The following is a 21276-nucleotide window of genomic DNA, read 5'->3' on the forward strand; positions in this document are numbered from 1 at the left end:
AGATGATCAGCGTGTTGTCGAGCTGGCCGGACTTCTCCAAGTAGTCGATGATCCGTCCGGCCTGGGCATCGGTGTACTCGGAGAACGCTGCGAATACCTCGGCCATCCGGGCGAACAGCTTCTTCTCGTCGTCGTTCAGGGTGTCCCACGGGCGCACCTGGTCGCCGGGGTTCGCCACCTCCTCGGGCATCGGGTTCAGCGGTGTCAGTGCGGTGCCCTCGGGGACGATGCCCTTCGTCACCATCTCGGCCAGCACCCATTCGCGGTAGGCCTCGTAGCCGTCGTCGAACCTGCCCCGGTACTTGTCGATGTAGTCCTGCGGGGCGTGGTGCGGTGCATGATTGGCCCCCGGGCACCACCACAGGTACCAGGGCTTGGAGGGGTTGGAAGAGTTCTGGTCGCGCAGCATGCGGATGGCCTGGTCGGCAAGATCTTTGGACAGGTGATACCCGTCTTCGGGGCCGTAGGGCTGCTCGATGAACCGGTTGTCCTCGACCAGGTCGGGGTACCACTGGTTGGTCTCGCCGCCGATGAAGCCGTAGAAGCGGTCGAAGCCCTTGGCCAGCGGCCACTCGCTTCGGGATCCGCCGGAGCAGACGTCTTCCTCGGGGACGTTGTGATTCTTGCCGACCCAGAACGTGCTGTAGCCGTTGTCCTGCAAAACCTGGCCGATGGTCGCACACTCGGCGGGGAGGCGGCCGGCCGAACCGGGGAAGCCGGTGGTGCCCTCGGTGATGGAGGCGCACCGGTTCTGGTGGTGGTTCCGGCCGGTCAGGAGCATCGATCGGGTCGGCGAGCACAATGCCGCCGTGTGCCACTGGGTGTACGTCAGACCGTTGTCGGCGAGGCGCTGCATCGTCGGCATCTCGATTCGGCCGCCATAGGGAGACCATGCGGCCAGTCCGGTGTCGTCGTACAGGATCACCAGAACGTTCGGGGCACCCGCCGGCGCCTCCTTGAGCTTGTAAGGATCCCAATCAGGGACCGAGTCGCGCACGTCGAGTTTGATGACTCCGCTGAACGGTTGGGACATTGTTCCGGCTCCTCGGGGACGATTCTTCGGTCGCTGTCCTGACGATCCCACCGGTGTCGCCGTGCCTGCGGCGGCATTCACCCACTCGGGGTGAGGCGCTCCACCCGGTGGGGCGGGCATTGTTCGGCGTTTACGCAAGGAGTGAACCGGGCCGGGCATGCGCGCGTTTCTCCCATAGACTCGGGTCATGCCGGTACGCCGAGATCGCTCCGAGTCCCTGCCCGATCAGGGCTTCCCGCACACGGCCATCGTGACCGCCGGGTCCTTGTTGTTCACGACGGGGATCGCGCCCATCGGCACAGACGGGGCCATCACCCCGCCGGGCGATGTCGTCGGGCAGACCGGGCAGTGCCTGGACAATCTGGCGGCGGTGCTGCGCGAGCGCGGCGCGGGGCTCGGTGATGTGGCGAAGCTGACCGTTTACGTCGCCGAGCGGATGCACGTCGATCTGGCGGTCGCCTGGGAAGCCGTCGTCGAAGCCTTCGGGGAGAACGTCCCACCCGCGAGTGTGGTCGGGGTAACGGTACTTCCGCTCGACGATCAGGTCGTCGAGATCGAAGCCGTCGCCGCGCTGAGTTGACCTGAGCGCGTGGCGGTCAGACCGAGGATTACCGACGAGCAGCGTCGCGCGCGTCAGTGGCACCGTCAGCTGCTCGACCGCCACGAGGCTCCCCCGACCGTCGCCGCCGTCGCCGACCGGCTCGTCGCGCTGCACGCCACCACGGCGTCGACCGTCTACCTGTCGACGTGGGCGCGTGCGCCGCAGTTGACGGTCGGCGATGTCGACGCCGCGCTGTACGAACACCGCAGCGTCGTCAAGCACCTGGGGATGCGCCGCACCTTGTTCGTCACCAGTCAGGACGTCCTCGACGAGGTGCTCGGTGCGGTCAGTGCGCGGGTGGCGGCGTCGGAGCGGACAAACATGCTGCGCGACCTGCGGCGCAGCCCCGACATCGACGACCCCGACACCTGGATCGACACCGCGTGCGCCGCGGCGCTGGCGGCGCTCGATGCCGGCGGCCCCCAGCCGACCAGGCAGCTGCGCGCCGCCGTCCCGATCCTCGCGCAGCGCATCGAGGGCCCGGCGGACTCGTCGTGGGGCGGACCCATGCAGATGGGTTCGCGGATCCTGAACTACCTGGCCGCGTCGGGACAGATTGTGCGCGGGCCCGACGACGGGCCGTGGTACACCTCGCGCATCACGTGGGGGCCGATGGCCCGGTGGCTCGGTCGCGAGCCTGCGGGCCTATCCCTCGACCAGGGTCATCTCGGGCTGATCGAGCGCTGGTTGCGCGTCTTCGGCCCGGGCACCGAGACCGATATCGCATGGTGGCTCGGCTCCACCAAGACAGCCGTGCGACGGACATTGGCCCAGCTGCAGGTCGTCGAGGTTGATCTCGACGACGGCCAGACCGGATACGTCTTGCCCGACGACGCCGAGACCGCCGATCCAGCGCCCGATGACGATGCGGTGACACTTCTGCCCGAGCTGGACCCGACGACGATGGGCCACAAGCAGCGGGGATTCTTCCTGGGTGAGACCGAGAAGCTGCTATTCGACCGCAACGGCAACGGCGGCACGACGGCCTGGTGGCGCGGCCAGGTCGTGGGGGGCTGGTTGCCGCGGCCGGCCGGCGACGCCCGTGGACCGGGGATCGAACTGGTGCTGTGCGACAAGGTCCCGGCCCGCGTCGAGCGGGCGCTGCGCGCGCGCGGCGACGAACTCGCCCGATGGTGTGCGCCCGCACCGGTGCCCCGCGGCCTGTACCTCGGGCCGGCACAGAAGGCGGCCGGGCACCAGAATCGTTAGCGCCGTCCTGTTCCCAGGGTTCTCCCAGCCAACTGGCAGGCGTTGCGCGTAACGGCGGGTCACACTGGTCCCATGACATCTGCCAAGGACGCGCGCGTCCTCGTCGTCGACGACGAGGAAAACATTCGTGAGCTGTTGAGTGTGTCGCTGAAGTTCCAGGGCTATGACGTGGTCACTGCGGCGAACGGGCCCGAAGCGCTCGACATCTGCCGGACGAGGAGGCCGGACCTGCTGGTGCTCGATGTGATGATGCCCGGCATGGACGGCTTCGGCCTGCTCAAGCGCCTGCGCGACGATGGGATTGTTGCGCCGGCCCTGTTCCTTTCGGCACGCGACTCGGTGGCCGACAAGGTCAACGGGCTCACCATCGGCGGCGACGATTACGTCACCAAACCGTTCAGCCTCGAGGAGGTGGTGGCACGGTTGGAGGTGATGCTGCGGCGGTCCGGCTTCGTCGACCCCGCGCAGCGGCCCACGCGCATAGTCTTCGCCGATATTGAGCTTGACGACGAGACCCACGAGGTGTGGAAGGACGGGGAGTTGGTAGCGCTGTCGCCGACCGAGTTCACGCTGCTGCGATACTTCATGGTCAACGCGGGCACGGTGTTGTCCAAGCCGCGGATCCTCGACCACGTCTGGAACTACGACTTCGGCGGCGACGTCAACGTCGTCGAGTCGTACGTCTCCTACTTGCGCCGAAAGATTGATACGGGCGACAAGCACCTCATCCACACGTTGCGCGGCGTCGGCTACGTCATGCGCGAGCCGCGCTAGCGCCGTCGTGTCCCGATTCCCGCTGCGCGTATCGCTGGTGGCCCTGTCGACGCTGCTGGTGGCCATCGGGCTCACGTTCTCCGGGGTCTTGGTGAGCGGAGCGATGAGCGACGACCTGTACCGCCGGGTGGACGGGCAGTTGCAGCAGGCCGTCGAAACCTGGGCGCGTCCGCACGACCCGAACGTCGTCGACCAGCAGGGGCCGGCGAGCGCCCGCCGCCCGCCGTCGACCTTCTATGTGCGCATCGCACTCGGCGACGGGGTGATGGTGCGCAACAACGACTCCGGTTTCGAACCGGACGTGTCGATGGTCGAGGACAACGCCGCCGAGCACTTCGGTCCGGTCACCGTGCCATCGGTGGATCCGAAGGGGCCGGACTGGCGGGTCATCAAGTCGAGCAATCCAGACGGCGAGTCGATCGTCGCCGTGCCGTTGACAATGCTCCATGCAACGCTCACCCGGTTGCGGCTGCTCCAGGCCGGGGTGGGCGCCGTGGTGGTGCTGGTGATCGGCGTTCTCAGCTACCTACTGGTGCGTACCAGTCTGCGCCCGTTGCGACGGGTCGAGGAGACTGCGCACGCCATTGCCGACGGCCATCTCGATGAGCGTGTTCCCCAGTCGCCGCCGCGGACCGAGGTGGGGAGCCTGGCCGCCTCGCTCAACAAGATGCTCGCGCAGATCCAGCACGCGTTCGACTCGACGGAGGCATCCGAACAGCAGGCCCGCGCCTCCGAGCAGAAGATGCGCCGGTTCATCGCCGACGCCGGGCACGAGTTGCGGACTCCGCTGACGTCGATCAAGGGTTTCGCCGAGCTCTATCAGCAGGGGGCGGTTACCGATGCGGACGACGCGTTTCGCCGCGTCAACGACGAGGCGACGCGGATGAGCCTGTTGGTCTCCGACCTGTTGATGCTGGCGCACCTCGACGCTGCGCGTCCCGTCGAGAAGGCGCCGGTGCTCGTGGACGCCCTCGCCATCGAGGCGGTCCACGCCGCACAGGCGGCCGCGCCGGATCGGAGCATCGGCCTCGACCTGCCCGCGGGGCCGTCCCCGATGGTCATCGGCGATCATCCGCGGTTGATGCAGGTGTTGCGCAACCTCATCAACAACGCGGTAGCGCACACGCCGCCGTCGGCGAGCATCAGCGTCCGGGTCTCCGAGACGAACTCAACGGTCCGGATGGCGGTCGGCGACACCGGTCCGGGGCTGACGCCGCAGGAGGCCGGGCGGGTGTTCGACCGGTTCTACCGCGGTGACAGTTCGCGGCACCGCGGAGCCGCTGGCGGCGGAAGTGGACTTGGTCTTTCGATCGTGTCGGCCTTGGTCGCCGCGCACGGCGGCGACGTCGGCGTCGACTCGGTTCCGGGGCAGGGCGCGACCTTCTGGGTCGACATCCCGGCGGCGGCGGGGCGCGCGGTCTAGGACTACCAGTCGGACTCGTCGAAGACAATCATGCCGCGAATGTTGTTGCCCGCAAGCATGTCGTCGTACGCGCGGTTGATGTCCTCGAGGCGATAGGTCTGGGTGACCAGGTCAGCGAGGTTGAGCGCCCCTGCGCGGTATTCGTTGAGGAGTTTGGGGACCTGGGTGCGCGGGCCGGCTCCGCCGAAGATCGCACCCTGAACCCGTTTCTGCATGAGGGTCAGGTCGAACAGATTGAGTTTGGTGTCCATCGCCTGGAAGTCGCCCATCCCGACGATGATCGCCTGGCCGCCTTTGGCGACCATCGCCATCGCCGGGGCGACATACTCGCCCTTCATCTCGCCGACGGTGAGAATGACCGTGTTGGCCATCTGGCCCCAGGTCATCTCGCCGACGGCGGGCAGGGCGTCGTCCATGCTCTCGAAGGTGTGCGTCGCACCGAGTTTCTCGGCCATGTCGCGCTTGAACTTCACCGGGTCGACGGCGATGACGTGCCGCGCGCCGGCCGCCTTCGCCCCTTGAACGGAGTTGATGCCCACGCCGCCGATCCCAACGATCACCACGGTGTCGCCGGGACGGGTGCCGCCGATTTCGGTTGCCGAACCCCATCCGGTCGCGATACCGCAACCCAGTAGTGCGGCTTCCTTGAGTGGAATATCGTCTTCGATCTTGACGAGCGATGCCTGATTGACCGTGATGTATGGCGAGAACGTGCCCAACAGACACATCTGCGTGAGCCCGATCCCGTTCATCGTGACCCGGTGGGTCTTGTCCGCTATCGACAGGCCGCTGAGCAGGCCGGCGCCCTCGTCGCAGATGTTCTGAGCGCCCCGCGAGCATGGGCCGCATACGCCACATGCCGGGATGAAAGCGGTGATCACGTGGTCGCCCTCGGCGAAGCGGGTCACCCCCGGTCCGACCTTCACAACGGTGCCGGCGCCCTCGTGGCCCCCGACGACGGGCATCGGGACCGGACTCTGCCCGGTGCGCAGGTGGTGATCGGAGTGGCACAGGCCCGAACTCGCCAGACGGACCTGTACCTCACCGTCTACTGGGTCGCCGAGTTCCACGTCCTCGACCTGCCTCCTCGTTCACGCCGTGCAGTATCGCTGCTTTCGTCTTCATCTTCCCAGTGTGCGCCGCCTCAACACCACGTACAACGGTTTCCAGCCAGTGGTCGGGTTCGATTGACAACGACGGCATTCTCGGTTGGCATGGGGCCATGACTTCTGTGTTCTCGATGATCATCAACGGCGATCTACCCGGACGTTTCGTCTGGCGAGACGACCGCGTCGTGGTCTTTCTGACCATCAACCCGGTGACCCCGGGGCACGTGTTGGTGGTGCCGATCGAGGAGGTCGATCACTGGGAGGCTGTTGAATCCGGCTTGTTCGACCATCTCACCGGCGTTGCGCGCACCCTCGGCCAGGCGGTCAAGCGGGGGTTCGACGCGCCACGGGCGGGTCTGATGATTGCCGGTCTGGAGGTGCCGCACCTGCATCTGCACGTGTTCCCGGCGTTCAGGTTGGAGGACTTCTCCTTCGCCGCCGCCGATCCCGATCCCGATCCGGCCGAGTTGGACGTGGCGGCGCGGACGATCCGGGCGACGTTGCGCGAGATGGGCCACCGGGAGTTCGTCCCGGAAGGCTGAGTTCGGGTCAATGTCGTCGTCTGGGCGCGGCACCGTGGACATCGCGTCCACCGGCCGCCACCGTGACGACAATTTTCGCGTTTCTAACGGATCCGATGGCGCCGAGGACCGGTGATGCGCCGAATGTCGGCGAGAACGGCGGGCCAGTCAAAGAGGATGTCGTCATAGGTCAGGCGCATCGTCAGCCAGCCGTTGACGAGAGCGCTTCGGTCACGACGGCGATCGTTTCGGTAGTTGTGCAGACTCATGTGGTGCTGCTTGCTGTCGCATTCGATGAGCAGTCGGCCGATCCGCAGGTCGACGCGGCCGACGCCGGGGATCTGGGGCTGCACGACCACGGTGTATCCCAGCGATCGCAGACGGAGTCGCACGATCGATTCAGTGCCCGACTGGGACCGTCGGTCGCACCGACGGAGCAGGCGCCGCTTGGGTGGGCTGAGGGTTTCGCCCAGCATTTCTCGCAACTGGCGCACCGACCGCCCGGTTCGGTTGAGGTACGAGTCGGCCACGGCGATCCAGTCCTCGTCGCTCATGCAGTATGCGGCGCAGGCCAGTGCCAACTCCGGCGAGTCCACCGCAGCAGTCACCGGCAGTGGCCCGCCCGCAGGACGGCAGAATTCTGCCCGCTGGAGGTGCTTTGACCCCCGGACGTGGAACGATTCGTAGCCCGGGGCGATCCAGAAGCCCTGCTGGCGCAGTGCGCTCACGCAACTCATCGCGCCCCCGCGGAGCACCGCCTCGATCGCCTGGCTGCTTGCGGCGCCGGTGGCGTACCAGCCGTGGCGCAATCGTCGCAGGCCGCCGTTGGCGACGGCGAGCCGGATCGTCCGGTCGGAGTCCCCGGCCTGGAGGAGTTGTTTGCGGGTATACACACCGGTGTCCATACCGATTAGACGCACGGGAGCGGCCACTGGATCCGCGGCGGCGAATCTCATCGCCGCCGGACGGTGCGATGGTGCTAGCGTCCGCGGCACGTCGCCCGGACGATGAATTTGCACCGGTCAGACGCTGCGGTGAATCACCAGCGGCAGAACGGCGGACGCGCCGGCCGCGCGCAACTGCTGCGCCGCGATGGTGACCGGCCAGCCCGTCCGCGTTTCGTCGACGACCAGGAGTACCGCTCCCGACGGCGAGCCGGGCGAGTCGATGGCATCGCGCCAATGGGCGGCCTCGGCCGCGGAGTTGGCGTCACCGGCCGGACTGCCCGGACGTACCGAGAAGGTGCCGCCGCCGCGCCGGCCTATGCGACGGAGTTCGCCGGCGAGATCGTCGGCGAGCGTGGACCCGGTCAAACCCAGCGACCAGATCTCATTGGGACGGATTCCCGACTCGCGGCCCCACGGGCCGAGGGTCGCGACGGCCGCCTGGGTCAGTTCGTCGAGTGCGCCGGGATCGCCGCTGCGGGCGGCGGCGAGCACGTCGTGCCATTCGGGGGCATCGGCGTGGGCGAGTACTCGGCCGGGCTCGGCCGACTGATCGCGGCTGATTCGCCCGCGGGTGCCGAACGCCCCGCCCGGCCACATCTTTCGCGGTTCTAGGACCGTCGCCGCCCCCCGCAGCGCCCGAGTGATGGTTCGGACGGTGGCCTCGTCGACGTCGGCATTCCACCCGGCCCGGCCGGCGAGGCAGACGCTGCACCGACCGCAGGGCGCGGTGAGCGGGTCGTCGAGGGAAGCGGTGAGCAACTGCATCAGACAGCGCTCGCTGCGGACATAGGAGCGCATGATGTCGGCTTCCCGACGGCGGAGTGCACGAATGGCGTCGTAGTGGGGTGCGTCGTACTGCCAGGGGGCGCCGGTTCCGAACCACCCGGCCGTGGACCGCTGCGCGGCACCGTCGACGGCGAGTTGCTTGAGCATCAAGTCGATCTTGGTGCGGCGCAGCCCGGTGTTCACCTCCAACTGCACCACCGAGGTGGGTGCGGACTCGTCGGGCAGCGCGTCGAGCAGTGCCGTCATCTGCTGCGGATCAGGGATCGAGGCGGTGGCGAAGTACTCCCAGATGCGATCGTCGGTGCCCGAGGCGAGGAGCATGACGACTGCTGCGTCGAGTGCACGGCCGGCGCGGCCGACCTGCTGGTAGTAAGACACCGGTGACGGCGGCGATCCGAGGTGAACCACAAAGCCCAGGTCGGGCTTGTCATAGCCCATCCCCAGTGCGGAGGTGGCAATCAGGGCTTTGATCTCGTTGCGCCGCAGCGCATCCTCCAGGCGGTGCCTGGCCCCGGCATCGAGTTGCCCGGTGTAGGCGGCGACCGGATAGTCCGCCCCGCGGACAGATCTGATCGCGGCGACGAGGCGATCGGTGTCGGCGACGGTGAGTGCGTAGATGATGCCCGACCCGGGTAGCGAGTCAATGGTGTCGGTGACCCAGGCATACCGTCCGATGGGGGAAAGGCCGTCGATCACGTTGAGGTGCAAAGACTTTCGCGCAAGGGGCCCGCGCAGGACGGTTGTACCGGAGCCGAGCTGGCGGGCGACGTCGGCGGTGACCCGTTCGTTGGCGGTCGCCGTGGTGGCCAGGACGGGGGAATCCGGGTGCAATTCACGCAGTACGTCGGCGACGCGGCGATAGTCGGGCCGAAAGTCGTGGCCCCAATCGGAGATGGCGTGCGCCTCGTCGATGACGAGCAAACCCAGTCCGGCGCTGTCGGGCCCGCCGAGGGCGGCCAGCACCCGGTCGCCGAAACCCGGATTGGCCAAGCGCTCGGGGGAGACCAGGAGTACATCGATCGCGCCCGCGCGCACGGCGTCCTCGATCGCCGCCCACTCGTCGAAGTTCGAGGAGTTGATGGTCGCTGCGCGCAACCCGGCCCGGTGGGCGGCCGCCACCTGGTCGCGCATGAGTGCGAGCAGCGGTGATACCACCAGCGTCGGTCCGGCCCCGGCCGCACGGCGCAGGGCGGTACTCACCCAGTAGACCGCCGACTTCCCCCACCCCGTGGCCTGCACGACGAGAACACGGGCGCCCGGCTCGACCAGCGCCTCCACCGCGGTGAGCTGGTCGTCGCGCAGTGTCGCCGCCGGACCTGCGAGGGCCCTGATCACACGGTCGGCGGTAGCGCGTTGCCCGGGTTCCAGTGCCATTCCTCAACGGTATCGAGTGCACCTGACACCCGCTGCGCCGGCGTGGTCGGCGCCAAACCTCGGTCGAGACTAGAGTTGCCCGGTGCCCTTGCGATCACAACTGCAGCGAATGGTCGGCCGCGATCCCGCGGAGGCCGAACGGTCCGGCAGCAGCCTGGAGGTCTTCTACGACCTCGTCTTCGTCGTGGCGTTTTCGGTGGCCTCGGCGCAGCTCGCGCACTTCGTGGCCGACGGGCACTACTTCACCGCGATCATCGCCTACACGCTGACGACCTTCGCCGCCATCTGGGCGTGGATCAACTTCGCCTGGTTCGCATCGGCCTTCGATACCGACGACTGGCTGTTTCGGTTGCTGGTCCTGATCCAGATGGTCGGGGTCGCGATCATCGCCATCGGCATCCCGCCGGCGTTCGCGTCGATCGACGCCGGCGAGCACCCGGCGACGACGGTGCTGGTGATCGGGTACATGGTGATGCGCGTCGGCATGGTCACCCAGTGGGTGCGCGCGGGGATCGAATCGCCGACGTACCGCCGGACCTGCTTCACCTATGCCGGCGTCACCCTCGTGGCCCAGGTCGGATGGGTGCTAGTGGCGCTGGTCCCGCTGAATCTGCGCGACACCCTGATCGCCGCCGCGGTCTGCGTGGCGATCGAGTGGGCGGGACCGCTATACGCGGAGACCAGGGTGCTCAGCACGCCGTGGAATTCGAGCCACATCGCCGAGCGGTACTCGACCCTGACCGTGATCACCCTCGGCGAGGGCGTGGTCGGAACCGTCGCGCTCCTACAGGCGATGGTCGGCCGCAACGGGTGGAGCGTGCACACCATCGTGCTGGGACTGGCGGCGATGGGGGTCACCTTCGCGATGTGGTGGCTCTACTTCCTGATGCCCAACGGTGAGACGCTGTGGAAGCGCCGGGAGCGATCGTTCGTCTTCGGTTACGGCAGCATCCCGGTGCTGATGGCGTGTGCCGCTGTCGGGGCCGGACTGCACGTCGTCGCCCTGTGGATCGAGCAGGAGGTACGCATCTCCAACGTGGCAGTCGTCGCCAGTCTGGCGGTCCCGGTGGGGGTCTTCAGCCTCGGGGTCGTGGCGATGAATAGCTATCTGATGCGGGGAGACGCGCCCATTCGATGGCGGTGGCCGGTGGCCGCGGCCGCCCTGCCGCTGGTCGCCGGTCTGATCCTCGCTGCTGCGGGGGCGCCCGTGCTGGTATGCGCCGTGGTCATCTGCCTGACCCCGGTGCTCCCGGTGATCGTCGTGGAGGCCGTCAGCGACTAGGCTGTGGCGCGTGCGCGTACTCGTCATCGGCTCGGGCGGCCGGGAACATGCCCTGCTCCTCGGATTGGTCGCCGACCCCTCGGTCGGTGAACTGTTTGTCGCCCCCGGCAACGCCGGGACCGAGGCGATCGCGACGAACCGTGCCGTCGACGTCGCCTCCGCTGTGGCGGTGGTGGCGCTGGCCCGGGAACTGGACGTGGATCTCGTCGTCATCGGCCCCGAGGTCCCGCTGGTACTGGGCGTCGCGGACGCCCTGCGCGCAGCCGGTATTGCGACCTTCGGCCCGAGCGCCGCGGCCGCGCGGATCGAGGGCTCGAAGGCGTTTGCCAAGGACGTGATGGCCGCGGCGGGGGTACGCACCGCCACCGCGGAAGTGGTCGACAACCCGGCCGCCCTCGACGCCGCCCTGGACCGGTTCGGGCCGACCTGGGTCGTCAAAGACGACGGGTTGGCCGCGGGCAAAGGCGTCGTCGTCACCACCGATCGTGCGATCGCCCGCGATCACGCCGCAGAATGCCTGGAGTCCGGGCACCCGGTGTTGCTCGAGTCCTTCCTCGACGGCCCGGAGGTGTCCCTGTTCTGCCTCGTCGACGGGGAGACGGTGGTCCCCCTGATTCCGGCGCAGGATCACAAACGGGTGGGAAACGGTGACACCGGCCCCAACACCGGTGGCATGGGTGCGTACACCCCGTTGCCGTGGCTGCCTGCCGAGACGACCGAGCAGATTGTCGAACAAATTGTGAAACCCGTTGCCGCTGAGCTTGTTTCGCGAGGCATTCCGTTCAACGGACTGTTGTACGCGGGACTGGCGATCGGTGCCGACGGTCCGGCGGTCGTCGAGTTCAACGCGCGGTTCGGCGATCCCGAGACCCAGGCGGTGCTGGCGCTGCTGCGCTCCCCGCTCGGGCAGGCGCTGTACGCGACCGCCACCGGCACGCTCGCCAGGCTACCGCCGCTCGAATGGGCCGACGGCGCGGCGGTGACGGTGGTGCTCGCCGCCGAGAACTATCCGGGACGTCCGCGCACCGGCGACCGGATTGTCGGCGCGGAGGGCGACGGGGTCCGGCATGCCGGTACGGCACGTGACGCCGACGGGCAGATCGTCTCCGCGGGCGGGCGGGTGCTCGCCGTCGTCGGTACGGGTGCGGACCTGGCCGCTGCGCGTGCGCAGGCCTACACGCGGTTGACGGCGATCAAGCTGCCCGGCGGGCACTTCCGCAACGACATCGGGCTGGCCGCCGAGCAGGGCCACATCTCCGTCTGAGGCCCGGGCGATCCTCGTTCAGCGGGCCAGATTGCGGCCCAGGAACATCACGTGGTCGGGCATCACACTGCGCCAGTAGCGGTTGCTGTGGCCGCCCGCGCCGGAACCGAAGGCAGCCGGTGGATGCAGGTTGGCGGCCCACTGCCGGGTGTAGGTGAAGAACTGGTCGCTGCTGCCGATGGTGATCATCAACGGGATTTTGGCGAATGCATTCTGCTGGCCGAACAGTGAATTGCCCTGATAGTCCTCGAACGAGTCAAACGCCCGGGGTGGATAGGCATGGGGGTCGGCCCACAGTGCCGGCGAGCTGACCGAGACGGCCGCGACGCGGGGGGCGCCGACGAGGGCGGCCAGGCGCAGGGCGCCGAATCCACCCATCGACCAGCCGTAGAAGCCGATGCGTTCGGTGGAGAGGTTGAGTTCGGGATTGCCGGCGAGCATCGGCAGGAACTCGTCGAGCACCATGGCGCCGGCGTCGGCGCCGTTGAGTCGCCGGTGCCAGTAGTTCGTGGTGCCGTCGACGGCGGCCAGCGCGAACGGTGGATTGCCATCCTCGACATAGGCCTGCAGGACGTTCTGCATCTGCAGTTTGCGGTTGAAGATGGTCCGCTCATTGGTGTTGAGCGCGTGGAGGACGACGACGACGGGCAGTTTGCCGGTCACGCCGTTCGGCCGCGCGACGGCCCACCGCGTCGGGCGGCCGAGCATCTTGGCGGACGCGAAGCTGCCGGTGATGATGGGCGGTCCGGGGACCGGGCGGGAGTCCTGTGTCTCGGTCGGGAGCACGTCGTCGGCCTGCCCCTTGTCGCCGAGCTCCTGCTCGGCGGCCGCGGGTTTGGTCGTTTCCGTCGTCGAACACGCGCTGATCCCGGCGAGGGCGGCGACGCCCAGTCCGCCCAGCAGGGCACTGCGCCGCGATACCAGACGTACGGAGGCGGCGTCATCGGCGGTGGCGCCGGCCGGCGGCTCGGGGGTGGGGGAGATCGCTGTCATATCGAGTCCAAAGAATACGTGCGGTTGCTGAAAGCACGGTGAGTACGCGCCGCGCCGGGAAAGAAGTGACAGATGGTGCGATGGGCGGGACCGAGCCGGCTGCGCGCCATCGGACTGGCGAGAACACCCGGATAGACTGTGACTCACGTCCCAATTGCCGCAGATGAAAACCAGGTGCGTCGTGCAGCCGAACCACACCGTCACCAACCAAGTACCCCCGCTGGAGGGCTACGATGTGGCCGACTATCCGGCCATCACCGAGTACCTCGGTCGGGCCGGAGCGGCGGAAGCGCTGCCCGACCTGCATGAACTCGGCCGGATGGCGGGGTCGCCGGAGTGGATCACCGTGGGCGACCTCGCCGAGGAGCACCCGCCCATCCTCGAAACCCACGATCGTTACGGCAACCGCATCGACCTCGTGCGCTATGACCCCGCCTATCACCGGCTGATGGATGCGGCGGTTGCGCACGGCTTGGCCGGCCGGCCCTGGGCAACCGGAGACCCGCATGCACACCTGGTGCGGTCGGCGAAGTTCGGTGTGTGGGCGGCGGTCGATGCCGGGCACGGCTGCCCGATCTCGATGACGTACGCGGTCGTCCCGGCCTTGCGCCACAACTTGGACCTGGCCGCCCGATACGAGCCCGGCCTCACCTCGCTGCACTATCAGCCCGAAATGATCGTGCCCACCGCGAAGCGCGGCTTGATCGCCGGCATGTCGATGACCGAGAAGCAAGGGGGCTCGGATGTGCGCGCGAATACGACGGTGGCCCGCAGTCAGGCCGACGGCAGTTTCCTCATCACCGGACACAAATGGTTCACCTCGGCGCCCAACTCCGATGTGCTGTTGGTTCTGGCGCAGACGCACGAAGGCCTGTCGTGCTTCTTCGTCCCGCGCATCCTGCCCGACGGATCGCGAAACGCCATCTTCTTGCAGCGCCTCAAGGACAAGCTCGGCAACCATTCCAACGCCAGCAGTGAGGTCGAGTACGACGAGGCCGTCGGGTGGATGATCGGCGAGCCCGGCCGTGGCGTGCGAACCATCATCGAGATGGTCAACATGACCCGGCTCGACTGCGCGACCGCCTCGGCAGCGCTCATGCGCAACGGCACCACCGCCGCGGCGCACCATGTCGCGTACCGCCGTGCCTTCGGTGTCGCGCTCGTCGACCAACCGCTGATGCGCAACGTGGTTGCCGATCTGCACGTCGAGGCCGAAGCGGCGACCCTGACCGCATTGTGGCTGGCCGATCTCACCGACCGTGCGCTGGTCGACGAGCAGTCCGCCCAGCTGCGTCGCATCAGCCTTGCGATCAGCAAGTATTTCATCTGCAAGCGCGCCCCCATGCACGCCGCCGAGGCGCTGGAATGCTTGGGCGGCAACGGCTACGTCGAGGATTCGCGGATGCCGCGCCTGTTCCGGGAATCCCCGCTGATGTCGATCTGGGAAGGGTCGGGCAACGTTGCCGCGCTGGACGCGCTGCGCGCGATCGGCCGTGAGCCGCAGACCCTCGCCGCCCTCTTGGACGAGTTCGATTCCGCCGTCGGCGCCGATCGCGCATACGACGAAGCCGTGGCCGCGGTCAAGGATTCGCTAGGCGATACAGAGTCGCTCGAATACCGGGCCCGCCACCTCGTCGGGCGGTTGGCGGCACTGCTCTCCGCCTCGCTCCTGATCCGCTACGGCCACCCCGCGGTGGCCGACGCCTACGTCCGCAGCCGTCTCGACGGCTCGTGGGGTGCGGTATTCGGCACCCTGCCCGGCGGCGTCGACACCGCGGCGCTGATCTCCCGTGCCACGCCCAAGCTCTGAGTCAACCAAACGCACCGCGGTCAGCGGTGCGTTAGCCTTGGGCGCAACCCGGTACGAAAGGACTCCCCAGTGGGATACACCGCCACCTCGATCAGGGTCGCGGTTGTCGCGGCCGCCGTCCTCGTCTCCGGCGCGCTCGGCGCCGCCGACGGCTATGCGGTGCCCAGTGCGCGAGTCGACCCGGGCGTGGGCTTCTCGTCGAATGCGTACGGCACCGGCTGCAGCTATTCGATGACGGTTCCGGTGAACGCCTCGGGCAAGGTCACCTTCTGGGACAAGAAGCCCGGCGAGAATCCGCCGATCTACATCGGCTCGGCCGACGCGGTCGGCGCAATCGCCGCGGTGACCTGGGTCCCCCAGCGCGAGGGCATCCGGCAGATCTATGCCGTGCAGGGCGGCAAACGGTCGAATTACACCATCGCACGAGTACATCGCGGCTACGGCTCCGGCGGGTATTGCTTCGCCCTGTAGTGGCAACGCCGTGGCCGAAACGGCCACGGCACCCGGTGTCACTTTGGCACGATGTCTCGCATGGCTGCCGCGACTCCCAAAGGCTTGGCACGCCGCCAACTGCTCGCCGAGGCGGCCGGCGCGCTGCTGATGGAACACGGTCACGAAGCGGTCCGGCACCGGGCGGTGGCCCGGCAGGCCGGTCTTCCCCTCGCCTCGACGACGTACTATTTCAACTCGTTGACCGACCTTCTCGCGGCCGCCGTCGAGTACACCTGCGATGTCGACGCGCGCGAGATGACCGATCGGTGCGCAGCCCTGCCGGCCCAGTCGCGTGGCGCGCGCGACACTGCGGCCGCGCTGGCACAGGTCTTCGTCGGCGAGGCCGCCTCATCGTCCCGGCTCACGACCCGTTACGAGCTGTTCGTGCTGGCTGCCCGCCATCCCGAGCTCACCGCGATGATCATGCGCCGGCAGGACCGGGTCGAGCAGATCGTCGCCGACGTGCTCACCAAGTCGCGGCGGCACAGCGCCGGCGAGGGGGTACACAGGTTGATCGCATTGGAGAACGGTGCCCTGCTGGGATCGATCTCGGTCGATCAGAGCCAGTGGACCGATCCGATTGGCGCGCTCACCGACGCCATCGCCGACGTCGTCGACGTCCTTGCCCCCGCCCTCCCGCAGATGGCCGGGCCCACCGGGAACTAAACTGACCGGCGTGGCCAAACCCGAGATCGCCAATGTCCTCGCCAGTCGTTACGCGTCCGCGCAACTTGCCGACATCTGGTCGCCGCGCACCAAGATCGCCGCCGAGCGCCGGCTGTGGATTGCGGTCATGACCGCCCAGCGCGAACTGGGAATCGATATCCCCGATGGCGTCATCGACGACTACACCCGCGTCGTCGACGAGATCGACCTGACGTCGATCGCCGACCGGGAACGGGTCACGCGCCACGATGTGAAGGCCCGAATCGAGGAATTCAACGCGCTGGCCGGCCACGAACACATCCACAAGGGGATGACCAGCCGCGACCTCACCGAGAACGTCGAGCAGCTGCAGATTCTGCAGTCGCTGCGCCACGTCCACGACCACGGCGTCGCGATGCTGGCGCGGATCACCGATCGCGCCGCCCAGTACGCGACCCTGGTGATGGCCGGGCGCAGCCACAACGTCGCGGCGCAGGCGACGACGCTGGGCAAGCGTTTCGCCAGCGCTGCCGACGAGCTGATGATCGCGCTGCAGCGCCTCGAGGAACTCATCGCCCGCTACCCGTTACGCGGGATCAAAGGGCCGATGGGGACGTCGCAGGACATGCTCGATCTACTCGACGGCGATGCGCAGAAGCTGGCCCGACTCGAGCGCCTCGTCGCAAACCACCTCGGCTTTGCGGCGGCCTTGACGTCGGTGGGGCAGATCTATCCGCGCTCGCTCGACCACGACGTGGTGTCGGCTTTGGTCCAGCTGGCCGCCGCCCCGTCGTCGCTCGCCATGACTATCCGACTGATGGCCGGGCACGAACTGGTGACCGAAGGATTCGCACCGGGGCAGGTGGGATCGTCGGCGATGCCGCACAAGATGAACACCCGCAGCTGTGAGCGGGTCAACGGGCTGGCTGTCGTCCTGCGCGGCTATGGGTCGATGGCCGCCGAGCTGGCCGGGGCCCAGTGGAACGAGGGCGACGTTTTCTGCTCGGTGGTGCGCCGCGTTGCGCTGCCCGACGCGTTCTTCGCCATCGACGGGCTGACCGAGACCTTTCTGACCGTGCTCGCCGAATTCGGCGCATACCCGGCGGTGATCGCCAATGAACTCGACCGCTACCTGCCGTTCCTCGCGACGACCAAGGTGCTGATGGCGGCGGTGCGGGCTGGCGTTGGCCGGGAGACGGCCCATGAGGCGATCAAGGAGAACGCAGTCGCCGTCGCGCTCGCCATGCGCGAGCGGGGCGCGGCCCCGGACCTACTCGACCGCCTTGCCGCCGATGATCGGATTCCGCTGGATCGGGCTGCCCTCGACGAGGCGCTGGCCGACAAGGCCGCATTCACCGGGGCGGCAACGGCGCAGGTTGACGAGGTCGTCGCCGCGGTGCAGAAGATTGTCGCGCGCCATCCGGATGCGGCGGTCTACACGCCCGCGCCGATTCTGTAATCCGACTCCGGGCGACCCTCGTCAGAGGGAGGCGAGCAAATGCTCGGCGTCGGCAATGATCTGCTCCTCGCGGCGGAGCACCGCATCGAGGGCGGGCCGCGCCGCGTCGGCCGCCGTCGCGGCCACCTCGGCGATGAAGTCGTGCGCGACGATGGCGTCCTGTTGTTCGCCCAGCACATCTTGCAGCTCGGCACGCTGCTCGACGAGCCGGGTGCCGGCCGCACCGAGAACGGGGAGGGCGAGTTCGGCCGCGTACCGGTGCCGCTTGCCCGCCCGCCGCGCCGCGTGCGCGAGCCGCGGCGCGTCGTCGGTACCCGCCGTCGCCGCGGCGATCGCGTGCGCGAGGCGCTGGCGCAGGGTGTGATCGGCGTCGTCGACGTAGCGGGCTGCCTCGGTCGCCGGCCGGTGCGCGCGTTTGCGCAGGGGCGGGTCGGCCGCCCAGTCGGCGAGCATCGTGCGCAGCCGGTCGTACCGGGTCGAGCCCAGTGCGACGCCGACCTGCACCCAGGCTGCGCGGGCGCGTGCCGCGGATACATCGTCGAGAGCGGAGCGCGCGGCGGCGGCCGAGGACCAGTCCTCGACGTCGCGCAGGGCGATGGTGAGGCGGCGCGACTGGACGTCGAGGTCGCGCACCCGGCCCAGTATGGCGCCGAACCAGCGCAACTCGGCGCCCAGGTCGTCGGCCGCGGTGCGCTGGTAGATGTCGAAAGTGTGCAGGGTTGAGCGCAACCGTCGGATCGCGACGCGCGTCGGGTGAATCGCATCGAGCTGACCGTGGTTGAGCGGGCCGTCGTTGTCGAGGAGCACGGCGATCTGCGCATCGGCATACCCGCCCACCATCTCGGCGAGTGTTTTGGGGGCGCCCACGAATTGAAGATACCCGCCCCGCGGCCGACTCCGCGACCGGAGAGCCGGACCAGCAGGGTTCCCCGAGTGAGGGTGGCACTACGCTCGAAGCCATGCGTCCTGAACTGGATTCCTACGCGCACGTCGCGTCGGGCAAGGTCCGCGATATCTACCGCATCGACGACGAGACGCTGCTCATGGTCACCTCGGATCGGATCAGCGCGTACGACTTCGTGCTGACCACCCCCATCCCGGACAAGGGGCGGGTCCTCACCGCCACCAGCTTCTTCTGGTTCGAGTACCTGGGCGTGCCCAACCATCTGGCCGGGGGGCCGAATGACGACCGGATTCCGGCGTCGGTACTCGGCCGGTCGATGGTGGTGGCCGACCTGCCGATGGTTCCCGTCGAATGCGTCGCGCGCGGCTACCTGACCGGGTCGGGGCTGCTCGACTACGCCGCTACCGGGCAGGTGTGCGGCATCGAGCTGCCCGGCGGACTGGCCGAGGCGAGCGGGTTGCCGGCGCCGATCTTCACCCCGGCGTCGAAAGCCGAGCTCGGCGATCACGACGAGAACATCAGCTACGAGCAGGTTGTCGATCTTGTCGGGGCCGACCTGGCCGCCCGCCTCAGGTCGGCCACCCTGGACTGCTATGGCCGAGGCGCGGAGCTGGCCGCGCAACGCGGAATCATCCTGGCCGACACGAAGTTCGAGTTCGGGCAGGCCGCCGACGGGTCACTGGTGCTGGCCGACGAGGTGCTCACCCCCGATTCCTCGCGGTACTGGGATGCCTCGACCTACGTCGCGGGCCGGGTGCAGCCGTCCTTTGACAAGCAGATCGTCCGCAATTGGTTGACGAGCACCGAATCGGGGTGGGACCGGACGGGGGAGGCCCCGCCACCCGCACTGCCCCCCGAGATCGTCGACCGGGCCCGGGCGCGCTATATCGACGCCTACGAACGGCTCTCGCAACTATGCTTCGACAACTGGCCCGGCGGGCAGGAGGAACTGTGACCGACCAGCCGATCTCCCCGCCCGTGGCCAAGAAGGTCCCCGTCGAGCGGACTCACCACGGCGACACCGTCGTCGACGATTACACGTGGATGGCAGACAAGACCGATCCGGAGGTGATCGCGTTCCTGACGGGCCAGAACGACTTCGTCACGGCGCGGACCGGACACCTCACGGCGTTGCAGGACACCATCTTCGGCGAGATCAAGGCGCGGACGCAGGAAACCGATATGTCGGTGCCGACCCGCACCGGCGACCACTGGTACTTCGCCCGTACCGAAGAGGGCAAACAGTACGGCGTATCGGTGCGCTGCCCGGTGCGTGGTCCCGACGATTGGGATCCGCCAAGGATCAACGCGCACGAGAAGCTGCCCGGCGAACAGGTCGTCCTCGACACCAACGCCGAGGCGGCCGGACACGACTTCTTCAGTCTCGGCGGACTCTCGGTGAGCGAGGACGGCACCTGGCTGGCGTTCAGCACCGACATCGTCGGCGATGAGCGCTACACGCTGGCGTTCCGCAACATCGCCACCGGGCAGGAGTTGGCCGAGACGATCACCGGGACGGCAGGCGGCGCGATCTGGTCGCGCGATGCCCGGTACGTCTTTTATCAGACGGTCGACGACGCGTGGCGCCCCGACACGGTGTGGCGGCACGAGGTCGGCGGTTCGACGCCCGATGTCGAGGTCTTCCACGAACCCGACGAGGGCTTCTGGGTCGGAATGGGATCGAGTCGCAGTCTGGAGTACTTGTTCATCGGTGTCGGCTCGAAGACCACCTCGCAGGTCTACGCGCTCCGCACCGACAACCCGACCGGTGAGCTGGTCAGTCTCGCGCCGCGCATCCCCGGCGTCGAGTACGAGGTGGATCACGCCGCCATCGCCGGCCGCGACTACTTCCTGTTCACCCACAACGGTGTTGTCGGGGGGACCAAGTGCGAGAACTACACCGTCGACATCGCACCGGTAGCCGATCCGGCGAACCGGACGACGTTCATCGCGCACGACGAGTCGCGGCGCATCGAGGACATCGAGGCCTTCGCCGACTACCTGGTCCTGAGCTATCGGTCCGATGCCCTGCCGCGGGTGGCGATCGCCGACCTGCGCCGGATCGATGGATTGCCCACCGCCGACGACTTCGCCGAGGTGCGTTTCGATCAGCCGCTGTGTTCGGCGGGGGCCGCGGCCAACCCGGAGTGGCGCACCCCGCGGCTGCGGATCGCCTACACCAGCTTCATCGAGCCGACCGAGCTGATCGACCTCGACGTGGCGTCGGGACGGCGCACCCTACTCAAGCGGCAGATCGTGTTGGGCGGCTATTCCCCCGACGACTATGAGCAGTCGCGGCAGTGGGCCACAGCCGGCGACGGGACGCAGGTCCCGATCTCGGTCGTGCGGCGCCGGAGCACCGCATCGCCGGCGCCGACCCTGTTGTACGGGTACGGCTCCTATGAACAGAGTATTGATCCGACGTTCTCGGTCTCGCGGCTGTCGCTGCTCGATCGGGGTGTGGTCTTTGTCGTCGCGCACATCCGCGGCGGCGGTGAGATGGGGCGGCGCTGGTACGAGGACGGCAAGACCGTGCACAAGCGCAACACCTTCGACGACTTCGTCGCCGTTGCCCGTCACCTCGTCGACACCGGTGCGACGACCCCGGGGCAGTTGGTCGCCGAGGGGGGATCGGCGGGGGGGGGGCGGG

General features: G+C 68.2%; 18 protein-coding genes and 1 pseudogene. 13 read left to right on the forward strand and 6 right to left on the reverse strand.

The features are described 5' to 3' along the window. The coding region (locus B4M62_RS02290) for a sulfatase-like hydrolase/transferase (RefSeq protein ID WP_290704577.1) at positions 1–1033 on the reverse strand (1033 nt) is incomplete at its 3' end. A gap of 187 nt (positions 1034–1220) precedes the next feature. On the opposite strand from B4M62_RS02290, the gene B4M62_RS02295 reads away from it, so the two are divergent. From B4M62_RS02295 to B4M62_RS02310, 4 genes are all read left to right on the forward strand, one after another. Beyond that, positions 1221–1613 carry a RidA family protein gene (locus tag B4M62_RS02295; protein ID WP_290704580.1) on the forward strand — a complete coding sequence of 131 codons (393 nt, stop codon included), beginning with the start codon at positions 1221–1223 and terminating at the stop codon, positions 1611–1613. A gap of 9 nt (positions 1614–1622) precedes the next feature. Further along, on the forward strand, positions 1623–2843 hold the full coding sequence (locus B4M62_RS02300; RefSeq protein ID WP_290704583.1) for a winged helix DNA-binding domain-containing protein: 1221 nt from the start codon (positions 1623–1625) through the stop codon (positions 2841–2843). 72 nt (positions 2844–2915) lie between these two features. After that, entirely contained in the window at positions 2916–3617 is a 702-nt protein-coding gene (locus tag B4M62_RS02305; protein ID WP_290704586.1) for a response regulator transcription factor, read from the forward strand. A 7-nt stretch (positions 3618–3624) separates the two neighbouring features. Next, positions 3625–5040 (forward strand): sensor histidine kinase, encoded by a 1416-nt coding sequence (locus tag B4M62_RS02310; protein ID WP_290704589.1) that lies wholly within the window; start codon positions 3625–3627, stop codon positions 5038–5040. A gap of 2 nt (positions 5041–5042) precedes the next feature. On the opposite strand, the pseudogene B4M62_RS02315 reads toward B4M62_RS02310, so the two are convergent. Then, positions 5043–6165, reverse strand: a pseudogene (locus B4M62_RS02315) (NDMA-dependent alcohol dehydrogenase). A gap of 97 nt (positions 6166–6262) precedes the next feature. On the opposite strand from B4M62_RS02315, the gene B4M62_RS02320 reads away from it, so the two are divergent. Beyond that, positions 6263–6691, forward strand: coding sequence for an HIT family protein (locus B4M62_RS02320; protein WP_290704592.1), 429 nt, complete (start codon positions 6263–6265; stop codon positions 6689–6691). An 83-nt stretch (positions 6692–6774) separates the two neighbouring features. Here B4M62_RS02320 and B4M62_RS02325 read toward each other — a convergent pair whose 3' ends face one another. Further along, on the reverse strand, positions 6775–7575 hold the full coding sequence (locus B4M62_RS02325) for a type IV toxin-antitoxin system AbiEi family antitoxin domain-containing protein (protein WP_290704595.1): 801 nt from the start codon (positions 7573–7575) through the stop codon (positions 6775–6777). A 117-nt stretch (positions 7576–7692) separates the two neighbouring features. Further along, positions 7693–9777, reverse strand: a complete 2085-nt coding sequence (locus B4M62_RS02330; RefSeq protein ID WP_290704598.1) for a RecQ family ATP-dependent DNA helicase — start codon at positions 9775–9777, stop codon at positions 7693–7695. Between the two features lie 82 nt (positions 9778–9859). Between B4M62_RS02330 and B4M62_RS02335 the strand changes: the two genes are divergently transcribed. Continuing rightward, the gene (locus B4M62_RS02335; protein ID WP_290704601.1) at positions 9860–11059 is read left to right on the forward strand and encodes a low temperature requirement protein A; all 1200 of its coding nucleotides are present in this window, start codon (positions 9860–9862) and stop codon (positions 11057–11059) included. Positions 11060–11069: 10 nt separating this feature from the next. Next, positions 11070–12323, forward strand: coding sequence for a phosphoribosylamine--glycine ligase (gene purD, locus B4M62_RS02340; RefSeq protein WP_290704604.1), 1254 nt, complete (start codon positions 11070–11072; stop codon positions 12321–12323). 18 nt (positions 12324–12341) lie between these two features. Here purD and B4M62_RS02345 read toward each other — a convergent pair whose 3' ends face one another. Beyond that, positions 12342–13316, reverse strand: coding sequence for an alpha/beta hydrolase (locus B4M62_RS02345; RefSeq protein WP_290704607.1), 975 nt, complete (start codon positions 13314–13316; stop codon positions 12342–12344). A gap of 181 nt (positions 13317–13497) precedes the next feature. Between B4M62_RS02345 and B4M62_RS02350 the strand changes: the two genes are divergently transcribed. From B4M62_RS02350 to purB, 4 genes are all read left to right on the forward strand, one after another. Continuing rightward, entirely contained in the window at positions 13498–15126 is a 1629-nt protein-coding gene (locus B4M62_RS02350; protein ID WP_290704626.1) for an acyl-CoA dehydrogenase family protein, read from the forward strand. Between the two features lie 69 nt (positions 15127–15195). Then, on the forward strand, positions 15196–15597 hold the full coding sequence (locus tag B4M62_RS02355; protein ID WP_290704610.1) for a hypothetical protein: 402 nt from the start codon (positions 15196–15198) through the stop codon (positions 15595–15597). A gap of 60 nt (positions 15598–15657) precedes the next feature. After that, the gene (locus B4M62_RS02360) at positions 15658–16284 is read left to right on the forward strand and encodes a TetR/AcrR family transcriptional regulator (RefSeq protein ID WP_290704613.1); all 627 of its coding nucleotides are present in this window, start codon (positions 15658–15660) and stop codon (positions 16282–16284) included. A gap of 10 nt (positions 16285–16294) precedes the next feature. Next, positions 16295–17722: an adenylosuccinate lyase gene (purB, locus tag B4M62_RS02365; RefSeq protein WP_290704615.1), complete on the forward strand. Its 1428-nt coding sequence runs from the start codon at positions 16295–16297 to the stop codon at positions 17720–17722. Between the two features lie 21 nt (positions 17723–17743). On the opposite strand, the gene B4M62_RS02370 is transcribed toward purB, so the two are convergent. Then, positions 17744–18589: a CHAD domain-containing protein gene (locus B4M62_RS02370; protein ID WP_290704618.1), complete on the reverse strand. Its 846-nt coding sequence runs from the start codon at positions 18587–18589 to the stop codon at positions 17744–17746. 92 nt (positions 18590–18681) lie between these two features. Here B4M62_RS02370 and B4M62_RS02375 point away from each other — a divergent pair, with 92 nt between their 5' ends. Together B4M62_RS02375 and B4M62_RS02380 are read left to right on the forward strand one after the other, a co-directional pair. Beyond that, positions 18682–19581, forward strand: coding sequence for a phosphoribosylaminoimidazolesuccinocarboxamide synthase (locus tag B4M62_RS02375; RefSeq protein WP_290704620.1), 900 nt, complete (start codon positions 18682–18684; stop codon positions 19579–19581). After that, positions 19578–21276: S9 family peptidase (locus B4M62_RS02380; protein ID WP_290704623.1), on the forward strand; the 1699-nt coding region annotated here is incomplete at its 3' end. The genes B4M62_RS02375 and B4M62_RS02380, both read left to right, overlap by 4 nt.

It is taken from the genome of Gordonia sp. UBA5067, from assembly GCF_002414845.1.
In the GTDB taxonomy this organism is placed as follows: Bacteria; Actinomycetota; Actinomycetes; order Mycobacteriales; family Mycobacteriaceae; genus Gordonia; species Gordonia defluvii.

What these genes read in the sequence shown, in the direction of transcription:
- B4M62_RS02325 (WP_290704595.1), bottom strand. Translation starts at nt 7,575, where the DNA reads ATGGACACCGGTGTGTATACCCGCAAACAACTCCTCCAGGCCGGGGAC.
- B4M62_RS02305 (WP_290704586.1), top strand. Translation starts at nt 2,916, where the DNA reads ATGACATCTGCCAAGGACGCGCGCGTCCTCGTCGTCGACGACGAGGAA.
- B4M62_RS02375 (WP_290704620.1), top strand. Translation starts at nt 18,682, where the DNA reads ATGCGTCCTGAACTGGATTCCTACGCGCACGTCGCGTCGGGCAAGGTC.
- B4M62_RS02360 (WP_290704613.1), top strand. Translation starts at nt 15,658, where the DNA reads ATGGCTGCCGCGACTCCCAAAGGCTTGGCACGCCGCCAACTGCTCGCC.
- B4M62_RS02320 (WP_290704592.1), top strand. Translation starts at nt 6,263, where the DNA reads ATGACTTCTGTGTTCTCGATGATCATCAACGGCGATCTACCCGGACGT.
- B4M62_RS02330 (WP_290704598.1), bottom strand. Translation starts at nt 9,777, where the DNA reads ATGGCACTGGAACCCGGGCAACGCGCTACCGCCGACCGTGTGATCAGG.
- B4M62_RS02345 (WP_290704607.1), bottom strand. Translation starts at nt 13,316, where the DNA reads ATGACAGCGATCTCCCCCACCCCCGAGCCGCCGGCCGGCGCCACCGCC.
- B4M62_RS02295 (WP_290704580.1), top strand. Translation starts at nt 1,221, where the DNA reads ATGCCGGTACGCCGAGATCGCTCCGAGTCCCTGCCCGATCAGGGCTTC.